The following is a 14,010-nucleotide window of genomic DNA, read 5'->3' as shown; positions in this document are numbered from 1 at the left end:
TGGATTTTAAGAGTTAGAATTTGTTTACTAATAATTTATCCATGCTCCATGCTCAATTCCCAAATCAATCATTTTCTAAAAAATCTTTTATTTGTTCTATCTTGATATTTTGAAATATATTCTACATTTTGTAGTTCTATTTTTGAAGCCAAATTAGAGGGAAATTGTTTAGGTGAGTATTTGGAAATGTACCAAGATTGTTTATCAAAATATTCTTGTAAACCAGGATTATCAAAACGTCGTCCATGACGAGCAAAAATTGAATTTCTCATAATATCTAAAGTGTAACCATCCATACTATCTAAATCTGCATCTGTAACCCTCTTAGAAGAAAGCCAACTAAAATCATTTTCTACTGGTTTAATAATCGGTTGAGGTTCTATAGTCGCTTGAGGTTTAATAGTCTCTTGAGGTTCGATAGTTGCTTGGGGTTCGGGTTCTACAGGAAGTTGAGATTCTACTGGTTTTGTAATATTAGATTTGAGTTTTGTAGTAGTTTCGGGTTCGACTATACTAGTTTGAACTTCTGGTTTGGGTGTAGTATTTTTAGGAATTAATAACCACAAACCACTGATCGCAAATAACCCCATAACGCCACCAATAACTATACTTTGGGGTAAAATTCCGTTAGGCTTTCTGGATTGATTTTCTTGAGATTTATGATTTTGTTTTGGAGAAAAATTCTGTGTAGATATATTAGACGTAATTATTGACGGTTGAAAAGTTACGGTAGCTGGAAAGGGAGCATCTGAATTTTGTAAAGCTTGGAGCATTTCTGAAGCACTAGAAAAACGTTCCCGTGGATGGAATGCGATCGCTTTATTAATTACTGTCTTGAATGAAGAACTAATATTTTTTACATCAGATTCCCAAATAATTTCCCCAGTGTGAGAATCTGTTTCTAATTGTTGCGGTGATTTCCCACTCAATAGATAAACTATTGTTAAGGACAAACTGTATAAATCACTTGAATAAACCGCTCTACCCGCAGCTTGTTCACTTGGCATATAGCCCGGTGTACCAATTATAATCGAACGAGTTAAACTACCTTGAGAATTTACTGCCGTTCCCATTGTCTCTCGTACCGCTCCAAAATCGATCAACACGGGTTTATTATCGCTGCGTCGTAAAATAATATTATCTGGTTTAATGTCGCGGTGAACAATACGTTTACTATGTACGAACTCTAAAACAGGTAAAATATTCGATAATATTTCTTTAGCACCGCTTTCATTAAACAAACCTTGCTGTTGAACTTTTGCTGTTAAAGTATCACCTTCAACCCATTCTTGAACTAGATAAAACTTATCTGACAAATAAAAATAAGCGTATAAAGTGGGAATTTGACTACTCAAACTACCCAGTTCTTCCAAAATAGCTGCTTCCCGTGCGAATCTTTCTTGCACCAATTGGTAAATTTGAGGATTATTCTCAATCGGTTTGAGTAGTTTAATTACACAGCGACGTTGAGACGGCATTTGAGTATCTTCTGCTAAAAAAGTATCACCAAATCCCCCACTTCCCAAAGTCCGAATAACTTGATAGCGATTGTTCAACAGCATTTGCATCGTTTAGCAGTGAGTACAGAACATCTTGTAATATAAATTACCAGTATTATACTGCTGTTTCCGGCTTCATAGATAACAGTTGAAAAAGATTTATTTAACCTCAGCCCCTCTGGGTCTAGAAGTCGGTTTTTTTGCGATAAATATCTGTAATACGCTTAAATTTGGTGAAAACCCGACTTCTCTTTTTTCTTCATCCGTTCAAATACCAAATGCGAAATTTGCGGAAATATTTTCCAATCTTCTGCATAGGAACTATCATCAGCAAAAACAACTAATATATAAGCTACTTTTCCATCGGGTGTAGAGATAATTGCAGCATCATTACGAGAATCACTTGTCCAACCTGCTTTACCCCTAAAACGAATATCATTTGGCAAATCTTCGCTCAAAAAACCTCTGACAGAATTAAATTCATCTGTACTTTTATCGTCTTTTTTTGTATTTCTAGTATGAGAATCGATTGTTAATAACTTTTGCATTTTATTACTAGAAGTTGCCGATACAGATTGTTTCTTGTCAACTTCATATAATAGCCGAGCAACCTGTTGAGTTGAGATTTGATTGCGAATCGGCTGTTGAGGATTATCTCGTAATTTAAACTCGGAGCCTTTCGGCATAGAAAGGTTTAAATAAGGAATAGGGAATGTTTTTTGACTAACATTTATTTCCTTATATCCTGCTTGTTGAAAATATTGATTCACCTGCAATCTATCATTTTTCCATTTTTTATATTCTTCTCCTTGGATATTTTTATGATACTGCGTTTTGGTAATTTTATCTAAAATCTTACTAGCTGCTTCATTATCAGACTTCTTAATCATTTCATCTAAAGACCGAGTAAAATCTGCTTCCGATAAAATACCTTTTTCAATCTGAGCATAAAGATAAACCATCCAAAATAATTTAACCACGCTTGCCGGATATCTAAATTTTTCTTGCTGATATCCCGCATACTCGGCATTATCGAGATTAATCAGCGTTATTGATAGTGGTTTAATTGGAAATTGTTTATCTTTAGTAAAATCAACTATTTCATCAACAATATTCTGTAATTGTTTGCTTTCAGTGAAATGTGGAGCAGTTGTAATATTATATGTTAATTGGGAATTATCAGCTAAAGGAAGATGTGAAACTAATGGTAAGGGAGGTAATGATGGTGAAGGAGTTGATTGATTGACCTTTTTCGCGATTTGCTTGGTATTCTCGCGATTTTGTTGTTGATATAAAACTAAACCAATCGAATTTATAGTTAGTGCAACTCCGGTTACTATACTTGCAAATTGCAGGTTAGATATTTTATTGGAGCGTCTTTTATCGTTAATTCTCATTTTCGATGTATTAATACTATTTTTAAAAGATTTTTGAAGCAATTTTTAAATAACCTAACGACTACTAATAACGTTGATAGTTTCGTAATCTGAAATTTTTAAACTGCCATTTTCTAACTGCAAAGAATATCTAACAATTCTAGTATCTAATTCAGTATTTTCACCAGGAATAATTTGTCCATCTTTATAAAATTTACGGTCTTCAGTAATTGTCATTTCAATTGTTGCTCTATCATCGCTAGCAATAAAGTTTCCTACAGAATCAATTCTTTGTACTCCATATCGGTAATAGGCATTATTACTTTCTAACCATTCCAACGAACTACCAGAACTAATGTTTTTTCTGTAAGCTTCACCTGTTGTTAATTCCGCTCCTAGACTGCGATTAAAAGGAGGTGCAAACAATACTTGCTTAGCATCTTGCCAACGGTTCACAATAGAAATAGCTTCATCTCTTGTTATTAATGCTGCTCGTGAAAGTTGTGTTTGATTTAAAGCTTGTAAATTAGCAGATTGCGACGCATAATTATCTAAAGATTTGACTGAATCTTTAGTATTTATGTAGGAATCATCGTCATTTTTGACTATAGTCTTATTAGCCTGAATCGCAGATGGTTGTTTGTTAATTATTGCCATACCACCAACAACAGATAGACCGATCGCGCAACCTATAATCGTCGCTTTTTGCCAATCTTTCATCCCTCCACTGAGTATCATTGTTGATGGCTGAGATTGTATTCTCGGTGATGGTATAGATATAACTGTCTCAGGTAGGATTTTTTTCTTAATCGATGTTGTAGAAAGCTGAGGTACTGTCGGAGGAAGGGAAGTAACACCAACCATTTGCAAAGCTTTTAGCATCTCTGTGGCTGTAGAAAAGCGTTCTTTTGGATGAAATTTAATTGCCTTATCTAAAACTGCGGCAAAATCGGGAGTAATATTTGCAATATAATTCTGCCAGATAATTTCACTTGTAGACGGACTGCTTGATAATTCCTGGGGAATTTTACCCGTAAGTAAGTATATCGCAGTTAGTCCTAAACTATACAAGTCACTTGAATATGTGGGTCTTCCGGCAGTTTGTTCTGCTGGCATAAATCCAGGTGTACCAATTACAATAGACTTTGTATTGGAACCAGCCATTACCGTCTGCATCGCTTCCTTAACTGCACCAAAGTCGATTAATACAGGTTTGCGATCGCCATGACGAATTAAGATGTTATCGGGTTTAATATCTCGGTGGACAATATGTTTACTGTGAATGTATTCCAGGACGGGTAAAATATTAATTAGAATGCCTTTGACCGAAGTTTCGCTTAATATCCCTTCTTTTCGTAGTTTATCTGTAAGGGTTTCTCCTTCAATATATTCTTGAACTAAGTAAAATTGCTCATTATGAATGAAATAAGCATATAGCTGAGGAATCTGGTTTTTACCGTCGCTTAGTTCTTCCAAAATCGCAGCTTCTCGCTGAAATCTTTCTTGCAATAAGTCATATATTTGCGGATTGTGTTCTATAGGTTTAAGTTGTTTAATTACACATTTTCGCTTTGAAGGCATTTGGGTATCTTCAGCTAAAAATGTTTCACCAAATCCCCCGGAAGCGAGAACTTTAATTACTTTGTAGCGATGGTTTAATGTCGGTGTCATCATCGGTTTGCGCCTGATATTTATTAAACTATAGCCACGAAAAAATACAATTATCCTCTATGTATTTACTTAAATATAATTATTCATATTTTCATCAAAGCTTTAATTTAACTTGCTGGAGTCATCAAAGTTCCAATTTTGTTGGGTCGCATTCCACACCAGCTTAAACTGTTGAGCATCGGCAATAACTCTTCCCGATTTTAGGTAATATTTCATTTGTACTTCTACTGTTGCGGTATTAGAACTTGTTGATACAGTTTTTGCTTGCTCAACTGCGACTCGTTGCACTTTATTCCACCAATCTATATATTCGGAGTAACTGTTATTAGATTTATTTCTTTGGAATCTTGGTGAAAGTTGATTCCAACTACTTGAATAATTACGATTATTAATCGTTGTATAGTAATCCGTAACTGCTTGACTTGGTGACGGTTTAGAGTCTATTTTAGGACTTTTTATTTGAGAACCATAAAAATAATTGGGTGATGCATTTGTATCTTGACTTGCAAGGGCGCAATAAGCATTTTTATTAGCTTGAACATAACTTCTCAACGATTCAATACAGTTTGTAAGACTGCTAAATTTCGCCGCATAAACTTGATGGTATGGATTATTTGATAAATTAGGATAATCCTGCAACCAAAATTTTCCAGCTTGGTTATAACCGGCATTTTTTAAATCTGTGATTTGATTGTTAGCATTATTAAGTTCTCGAAAAGCCGAATCTGCCAAGAAATAAAACGAATTCGGCGGTTTAATAGGGGGAGTATTTACAGGTATTGGTGTTTCTATCGGCTTCGGTTCTTCCGTAATTTGTTGTGACTGTTGGTTTTTTTGGATGAATACAAAAGCGAGCAATACACACCCACCGATCACGCTACCCATTAATATCGATTTGAACCAGTTTCCTCCCTTAGTCGGTTTTGCGATTTGTCGTGACGACGGTACCACTTGCAAAGTTGGCTGCGGTTGTAGCGCTTCTAACATTTCTTTTGCAGTAGAAAAACGTTCTTTTACATGAGAGCGAATTGCTCGATCCAAAACCGCTGCAAGATTATGACTTACGGCATTTTTTGACCAAATAATTTCTCCGTTATGAGCATCTGTTTGTAATTCTTGCGGTAATTTAGCTGTCAACAAATAAATAGCCACCAATCCCAAACTATATAAGTCGCTGGCAAAAACAGCGCGACCTGCGGCTTGTTCGATTGGCATAAATCCAGGTGTCCCGATTACAATCGAACTGGTAACGTTTCCTTGAGAATTGACTTGTGCAGTCATCGTTTCTCGCACCGCACCAAAATCAATCAAAACGGGTTGATTGTCTGACGAACGGATAATAATATTTTCTGGTTTGATATCTCGGTGAACAATGCCTTGACTGTGGACGTATTCAAGTAGTTTGAGTAAGCTAATTAATATTTCTCGCACTCTAGATTCGCTCAAACTTCCACTTACCACTGTTTCGCTCAGAGTTTGTCCTTGAATATACTCTTGAGCCAGGTAAAACCGTTGTCCTTCGTTAAAATATGCATATAATCTAGGAATCTGAGGGCTACCGTCACCCAGAGCTTCTAAAATTGCTGCTTCTCGTGCAAATCTTTGCCGTACTAGTTGATAAGTTTGAGGACTATCTTGAAATAGTTTTAGCTGTTTAATCACACACTGACGAGTCGAAGGTATTTGAGTATCTTCTGCTAGAAAAGTTTCTCCAAATCCACCGCTTCCTAAACTCCTAATTATCCGATAGCGGTTGTTAAGCAACATTTTAACGGTAAGTACTATTAAAAATCCTAGTAATATATTTTACCCCTTTATCCGCAGTGATGCTGTTTGAAGTTAAGTTTTATGATTTTATTTCTGGTTTGATTTTTGGCGATCGCTCTTAATTTACATAATTTACAGTTAGAATATGTAGGTACATACAGCGTTTAACTGTTAAAGTGCTGGTTTAACTGAAAATTTTCCACAACCGATTTTTCTTCGTTTACTATAAATAATTTTTTTTCACAATATTTTTTTGTAGCATCACCATATTGACAAATTGGATGCTATATTAGTAAGGCTATTATTGTGCGTACATATATATAGTTCTTAAAACCTGTGGCGAATTCAAGATCTGCTCTTAAACGTGTTCTAGTTGGAGAACGCAATCGAGTCCGTAATAAAACCTACAAATCGGCATTGAAAACGTTAATGAAGAAATACTTCACCGCGTTGGATACCTATGTAGCCGAACCAACTCCTGAATTAAAGAAAGAAGTATTGGATAATATGTCTGCTGCTTGTAGCAAAATTGATAAAGCTGTAAAGCGGGGAGTTCTTCATCGAAATAATGGAGCGAGGAAAAAATCTCGATTAGCGAAAAAACTCAGCGTTCTTACGCAAACAACAGAAGGTTAAATCGTAATTTGTTCGTGCTTACCCAGATCGGCAGCAATATTCATTGTTTTTAATTGCTGACTTTTAAACAAGGATAAATCAATGCAGTTGATTGACACCCACGTTCATCTTAACTTTGACCAGTTCCAACCCGATTTAGAAGAAGTGCGTTCTCGATGGCAAGAAGCGGGTGTAGTGCGTCTGGTACATTCATGCGTTGAGCCATCGGAATTTTTGGGGATTCAAGCCTTAGCTAATCGATTCCCTGAAATTAGCTTTGCGATAGGATTGCATCCCTTGGATGCCCATAAATGGACATCTCAAACAGCTAATGAAATAGAATCGGCAGCTAATTCGTCCGAAAAAGTAGTCGCGATTGGGGAGATGGGGCTGGATTTTTTTAAAGCCAATAATTGCGAGCAGCAACGTATGGTGTTGCAAAAACAGTTGGAAATTGCGGCGAGACTAAACTTACCAGTTATTATCCACTGTAGAGAAGCAGCATTGGAGTTGAAGCAAATTCTCCAAGATTTTATTGAGCATTATGGAGAAAAGGTACGGGGGGTTATGCATTGCTGGGGTGGAACTCCTGAAGAAACCCAATGGTTTTTGGATTTGGGCTTTTATGTCAGCTTTAGCGGAACCGTTACCTTTAAAAATGCCCATGCTATCAAGGAGTCAGCTGCGATGGTGAGAAGCGATCGCCTTTTGATTGAAACTGACTGTCCTTTTTTAGCTCCGGTTCCCAAACGAGGACAAAAACGGAACGAACCATCCTACGTTCGTTACGTAGCCGAACAAGTAGCTAGTTTGCGAGGAGAAACTCTGTGTGAAATTGCTGCAATTACAACGAGAAATGCCTGCGATTTATTCGGTTTGAAGCTTTGAAGAAACCACTTGAAAAGTGAATCTCTGTATTACTCAAAAATCTGTCTTTAGGAAGAGGATAAATATGATAGAATTAATCCCTTCAACGACGCAGTATTGAGTCATAATGGTTGAGTCGCGTTTGCACAAATGCTCAAAGTAACGATTCACCACTTGGTGCATTTTTATTTATAGCGGATATTATCAATAGATAATGATCGCTTTGATAATTAGTTAGAGTTACACCTAGTTTAGCCATTGAGCCAAATTATTTCATTTATAGAAAATTGTTTAAGGTTCGGAGTTTGGGACTATAACCTGCCTGTTCGCGAAGCCGTTCGAGAAAACCAACGCAGCAATTAATTCCTTTAGTAATAGGATATCATCACATGACATTAGAAATACTGTTGGCATAACGGCGTTAAGCGAAGCTCACTAAAGGTATAGCAGATTGAAACACACTAACTTGTTTGAATTAAAGCCTAATCTTGGAGGGGAAATGAGAAAAGGAAAACAGTTTCTTGTGAAGCGAAAAGCTAGCTTACCCGAACAAGCTCAAACAAATAATTAAGTTTTGGCATATTTTACCTGCTTCTTTGAGAGGATTAATTTTTGAACGAGATGCCATGCATGGATTTAGTTACTTAATTTATCCACACTCAATTGACTACAACAGCAGTGCGATCGCAACTTTCTATACGTCCATACAAGTTTAACCCTCTATAGATTTGAATTTAGGCATGAATTACGACTCAATGACAGAACCGGGCTTCATGTTGCCCGACTTGATTGAAATTCAGCGTTCTAGTTTTCGCTGGTTTTTAGAAGAAGGGTTAGTAGAAGAGCTTAATTCCTTTAGTCCGATTACAGATTACACCGGCAAACTTGAACTGCACTTTTTAGGACAAAAGTACAAGCTTAAAGAGCCTAAGTATGGTGTAGATGAATCGAAGCGACGCGATAGCACCTATGCGGTGCAAATGTACGTACCTACGCGCTTAATAAATAAAGAAACAGGGGAGATAAAAGAGCAAGAAGTATTTATTGGTGATTTGCCTTTGATGACCGAACGCGGCACATTTATCATTAACGGTGCAGAGCGGGTAATTGTCAACCAGATAGTTAGATCCCCAGGGGTTTATTACAAATCCGAAATCGATAAAAATGGTCGTCGTACTTATTCTGCTAGTTTAATTCCCAACCGGGGAGCATGGCTAAAATTTGAAACAGACCGTAACGATTTAGTTTGGGTCAGAATTGATAAAACTCGCAAGCTGTCGGCTCAAGTGCTACTGAAAGCCTTGGGACTCACCGATAACGAAATTTTCGATGCCTTGCGGCACCCGGAATACTTCCAAAAAACCATTGAAAAAGAAGGGCAGTTTTCTGAAGAAGAAGCCCTGATGGAATTGTATCGTAAATTGCGTCCCGGCGAACCACCCACAGTATTGGGCGGACAACAGCTGTTAGATTCACGATTTTTTGATGCCAAACGCTACGATTTAGGTCGCGTTGGTCGCTATAAGCTGAATAAAAAGCTACGCCTGCAAGTTCCGGATACAGTTAGAGTTTTGACCGCTCCAGATATCTTGGCAGCAGTAGATTACCTAATCAACTTAGAATTTGACATCGGTAATATCGATGACATTGACCATCTGGGAAATCGCCGAGTCAGAAGTGTCGGCGAACTACTGCAAAACCAAGTGAGAGTTGGTCTAAACCGTTTGGAGCGGATTATCCGCGAACGTATGACCGTATCCGATGCTGAGTCACTAACTCCGGCTTCTTTGGTTAACCCCAAACCTCTGGTAGCAGCAATCAAAGAATTCTTTGGTTCGTCCCAGCTATCTCAGTTCATGGATCAAACCAATCCTTTAGCAGAACTGACCCACAAACGTAGATTGTCGGCACTTGGACCTGGTGGTTTAACTCGCGAACGAGCCGGTTTTGCGGTGCGAGATATCCATCCAAGTCACTACGGACGGATATGTCCGATTGAAACGCCAGAAGGTCCGAACGCGGGATTAATTGGTTCCTTAGCGACTCACGCGAAGGTAAATTCCTATGGCTTTTTGGAAACACCTTTTCGTCCGGTAGAAAACGGCAAAGTGATGTTTGAGAAGCAAGCACTCTACATGACTGCCGATGAAGAAGACGACCTGCGAGTTGCTCCAGGTGATACGCCCCTTGATGAAAATGGCTACATTGTTGGTACTCAAGTACCAGTACGTTACCGCCAAGACTGGGCTACCACGACTCCCGAACAAGTGGATTATGTGGCGGTTTCTCCAGTACAAATAGTCTCGGTTGCAACAAGTTTGATTCCATTTTTGGAACATGACGACGCGAACCGGGCATTAATGGGGTCGAATATGCAACGGCAAGCGGTACCATTGCTCAAACCAGAACGTCCTTTAGTAGGAACTGGTTTAGAAGCCCAAGCCGCGAGAGACTCCGGGATGGTGATCGTATCCCGCACCGACGGTGACGTTACTTATGTAGATGCCACAGAAATTCGTGTTCGTCCCGCACCCGATGAACCGGAAGAAAAATACAAAATTTCCAAGTATCAACGTTCCAACCAAGACACCTGCTTGAACCAAAAACCTTTGGTAAGGATAGGAGAAAAGGTGATTGCCGGACAGGTACTTGCAGATGGTTCTTCCACTGAAGGTGGGGAATTAGCATTGGGACAAAACATTGTAGTTGCGTATATGCCTTGGGAAGGTTACAACTACGAGGATGCAATTCTCATTAGCGAACGTTTGGTGCAAGACGATGTTTATACTTCAATTCACATTGAAAAATATGAAATTGAAGCAAGACAAACCAAACTAGGACCCGAAGAAATTACCAGAGAAATTCCTAACGTTGGTGAAGACGCGCTGCGAAACTTAGACGAACAAGGAATTATCCGGATTGGTGCTTGGGTAGAAGCTGGAGACATCTTAGTAGGAAAGGTAACACCCAAGGGTGAATCCGACCAGCCACCAGAAGAGAAATTGCTCCGGGCGATTTTCGGTGAAAAAGCTAGAGATGTAAGAGACAACTCCTTGCGAGTACCGAACGGAGAGAAAGGTAGAGTCGTAGATGTACGTATATTCACCCGCGAGCAAGGTGATGAACTACCACCAGGAGCCAACATGGTGGTGCGAGTTTATGTAGCCCAAAAGCGGAAAATTCAAGTTGGCGACAAAATGGCTGGACGGCACGGCAATAAAGGGATTATTTCCAAGATATTACCTTTAGAAGATATGCCTTACTTGCCAGACGGTTCTTGTGTAGATATTGTACTCAATCCTTTGGGCGTACCCAGCCGGATGAACGTAGGACAAGTATTTGAATGCTTGTTAGGTTGGGCTGGTCATACTTTGGGAGTCAGGTTTAAGATTACGCCTTTTGATGAAATGTATGGCGAAGAATCATCGCGGCAAATCGTTCACGGCAAGCTGCAAGAAGCAAGAGACGAAACTGGCAAAGACTGGGTATTTAATCCTGATAACTGCGGGAAAATACAAGTTTACGACGGTCGTACCGGCGAACCTTTTGACCGAGCGGTGACTATAGGCGTAGCTTATATGCTCAAATTAGTCCACTTGGTAGATGATAAAATCCACGCTCGTTCCACCGGACCTTACTCTCTGGTAACACAACAGCCGTTGGGTGGTAAAGCACAGCAGGGCGGACAGCGTTTCGGAGAAATGGAAGTATGGGCATTGGAAGCATTCGGTGCTGCCTATACGTTGCAAGAGTTACTTACTGTCAAATCCGACGATATGCAAGGACGTAACGAAGCTCTTAACGCCATTGTTAAAGGTAAAGCAATCCCTCGTCCGGGAACACCAGAATCATTCAAAGTATTGATGCGAGAACTTCAATCTTTGGGACTAGATATCGCAGTCCATAAAGTAGAAACTCAAAATGATGGTAGTTCGTTGGATGTGGAAGTTGACCTGATGACAGATCAAAACTCTCGTCGTACACCACCTCGTCCCACTTACGAATCTCTCACCCGCGAGACAATACAAGAAGAGCAGTAAAGGTCAAAGGTTAAAGGTTAAAGGTTAAAGGTAATTAGGTAGGAAGTAAGAGGTAATAACGAACGATAAAATTGTGTTTCTGAAATTAATACCTTTAATCACTCCTCAACCTTTGACCTTTAACCTGCTAATTCTTACCTTTGACCTGTTTCTACCTTTGACCTTTGACCTTGAACCTTTGACCTTTAACCTTTTTTATGAGAAATTCTCAAAATAATCAGTTTGATTACGTAAAAATTGGCTTGGCTTCACCCGAACGTATTCGTCAATGGGGAGAAAGGACTTTGCCTAATTCCCAAGTGGTTGGTGAAGTAACCAAACCGGAGACGATTAACTATCGTACTTTGAAGCCAGAAATGGACGGGCTTTTTTGCGAGCGCATTTTTGGTCCTGCGAAAGACTGGGAATGCCATTGTGGGAAATATAAGAGAGTCCGTCATAGAGGTATCGTTTGCGAACGTTGCGGTGTGGAAGTTACCGAATCAAGAGTACGTCGCCACCGCATGGGCTACATCAAACTAGCCGCCCCAGTAGCTCACGTTTGGTATCTCAAAGGTATTCCCAGCTATATTTCCATCCTGTTAGATATGCCTCTGCGGGATGTGGAACAAATAGTTTATTTCAACTCTTATGTAGTTTTGAGTCCTGGTAATGCTGAGTCATTAACATATAAGCAACTGCTCACAGAAGACCAGTGGCTGGAAATTGAAGACCAAATTTACAGCGAAGATTCCCAGTTGGAAGGGGTAGAAGTTGGGATTGGTGCGGAAGCTTTGCTGCGGTTACTCGCGGATATCAATCTAGAACCAGAAGCGGAAACCTTGCGAGAAGATATTCTGGTTGCAAAAGGTCAAAAGCGAGCCAAGTTAATCAAGCGGTTAAGGGTGATAGATAACTTTATCGCTACTGGTTCCAAGCCTGAATGGATGGTAATGACGGTAATCCCCGTGATTCCTCCAGATTTGCGCCCGATGGTACAGCTTGATGGCGGTCGCTTTGCTACGAGCGATTTGAATGACCTTTATCGCCGCGTAATTAACCGTAACAATCGTTTGGCGAGATTGCAAGAAATTCTGGCTCCGGAAATTATCGTCCGTAACGAGAAACGGATGCTGCAAGAAGCAGTAGACGCTTTGATTGATAACGGTCGTCGCGGACGTACTGTAGTTGGTGCTAACAACCGTCCGTTGAAATCTTTGTCGGACATTATTGAAGGTAAACAAGGACGTTTCCGGCAAAACTTGTTGGGTAAACGGGTTGACTATTCCGGAAGAAGCGTAATTGTAGTCGGTCCTAAGCTGCAAATTCACCAGTGCGGTTTGCCTAGGGAAATGGCGATCGAACTATTCCAGCCTTTTGTAATCAACAGATTAATTAGAGGCGGCATGGTGAATAATATCAAAGCCGCCAAGAAATTAATAGCTCGGGCAGACCCTCAAGTTTGGGATGTTTTAGAAGAAGTCATCGAAGGACACCCGGTGATGCTCAACCGTGCGCCGACTTTGCACCGTTTGGGTATTCAAGCTTTTGAACCAATTTTGGTAGAAGGAAGAGCAATTCAACTGCATCCTTTGGTATGTCCGGCATTTAACGCTGACTTTGACGGCGACCAAATGGCGGTTCACGTACCTTTATCCTTGGAATCGCAATCGGAAGCAAGATTGTTGATGTTGGCTTCTAATAACATACTTTCACCTGCTACAGGTAAGCCGATTATTACCCCCAGCCAAGACATGGTATTGGGAGCATATTATTTAACCGCAGAAAATCCTGGAGCCACCAAAGGGCGTGGGGGTTATTATGCTTCTTTAAATGACGTAGTAATGGCTTACGAACAACAGCAAGTAGACCTACACGCTTACGTTTACGTCCGCTATGACGGCGAAATGGAGCAGGATGTAGATGATAGTAAGCCAGTGGAAATCCAAGAAAACGAAGACGGCACCCGTACCTTGCTCTACAAATTCCGTCGCGTTAGAGAAGATGCAGACGGAGAAATGATGTCTCAGTATATATACACAACGCCAGGTCGCGTCATTTACAACATGGCGATTCAGGAAGCTTTAGCGAGCTAAGTTGATTTTGGATTTTGGATTTTAGATTTTTTATCTAAAATCTAGAATCTAGAATTTAAAATCTAAGTCTAAAACTGTCTGAGTCTCTTTAAAAGAATAA

Annotated in this window: 8 protein-coding genes; 4 read left to right on the top strand and 4 right to left on the bottom strand. The window is 39.6% G+C overall.

The window, feature by feature from the left end:
- Positions 1-68 precede the first annotated feature (68 nt).
- The 4 genes from VB797_RS20210 to VB797_RS20195 all read right to left on the bottom strand — a co-directional run bounded on the left by VB797_RS20210 (position 69) and on the right by VB797_RS20195 (position 6,313).
- On the bottom strand, positions 69-1,562 hold the full coding sequence (locus VB797_RS20210; RefSeq protein WP_323239530.1) for a protein kinase domain-containing protein: 1,494 nt from the start codon (positions 1,560-1,562) through the stop codon (positions 69-71).
- A 161-nt stretch (positions 1,563-1,723) separates the two neighbouring features.
- The gene (locus VB797_RS20205; RefSeq protein ID WP_323239529.1) at positions 1,724-2,896 is read right to left on the bottom strand and encodes a serine hydrolase; all 1,173 of its coding nucleotides are present in this window, start codon (positions 2,894-2,896) and stop codon (positions 1,724-1,726) included.
- A gap of 54 nt (positions 2,897-2,950) precedes the next feature.
- Complete coding sequence (locus VB797_RS20200) at positions 2,951-4,549, bottom strand: protein kinase domain-containing protein (RefSeq protein WP_416350885.1); 1,599 nt, start codon at positions 4,547-4,549, stop codon at positions 2,951-2,953.
- Between the two features lie 99 nt (positions 4,550-4,648).
- Complete coding sequence (locus VB797_RS20195; protein WP_323239528.1) at positions 4,649-6,313, bottom strand: serine/threonine-protein kinase; 1,665 nt, start codon at positions 6,311-6,313, stop codon at positions 4,649-4,651.
- 336 nt (positions 6,314-6,649) lie between these two features.
- Between VB797_RS20195 and rpsT the strand changes: the two genes are divergently transcribed.
- The 4 genes from rpsT (at position 6,650) to VB797_RS20175 (ending at position 13,910) form a co-directional block, all read left to right on the top strand.
- Positions 6,650-6,949, top strand: coding sequence for a 30S ribosomal protein S20 (gene rpsT / locus VB797_RS20190; protein WP_323239527.1), 300 nt, complete (start codon positions 6,650-6,652; stop codon positions 6,947-6,949).
- Positions 6,950-7,030: 81 nt separating this feature from the next.
- Positions 7,031-7,816 carry a TatD family hydrolase gene (locus VB797_RS20185; RefSeq protein WP_323239526.1) on the top strand — a complete coding sequence of 262 codons (786 nt, stop codon included), beginning with the start codon at positions 7,031-7,033 and terminating at the stop codon, positions 7,814-7,816.
- 719 nt (positions 7,817-8,535) lie between these two features.
- A complete protein-coding gene (gene rpoB / locus VB797_RS20180) occupies positions 8,536-11,835 on the top strand; it encodes a DNA-directed RNA polymerase subunit beta (protein ID WP_323239525.1) in 3,300 nt (1,099 codons plus the stop codon).
- Positions 11,836-12,032: 197 nt separating this feature from the next.
- Entirely contained in the window at positions 12,033-13,910 is a 1,878-nt protein-coding gene (locus tag VB797_RS20175; protein WP_323239524.1) for a DNA-directed RNA polymerase subunit gamma, read from the top strand.
- The last annotated feature ends 100 nt before the right edge of the window (positions 13,911-14,010 follow it).

Origin of the sequence: Rivularia sp. UHCC 0363, assembly GCF_034931125.1 — a bacterium.
Classification (GTDB): domain Bacteria; phylum Cyanobacteriota; class Cyanobacteriia; order Cyanobacteriales; family Nostocaceae; genus Rivularia.
The sequence above is the reverse complement of the archived record's forward strand: the minus strand, read 5'-3'. Positions and strand labels throughout refer to the sequence as shown.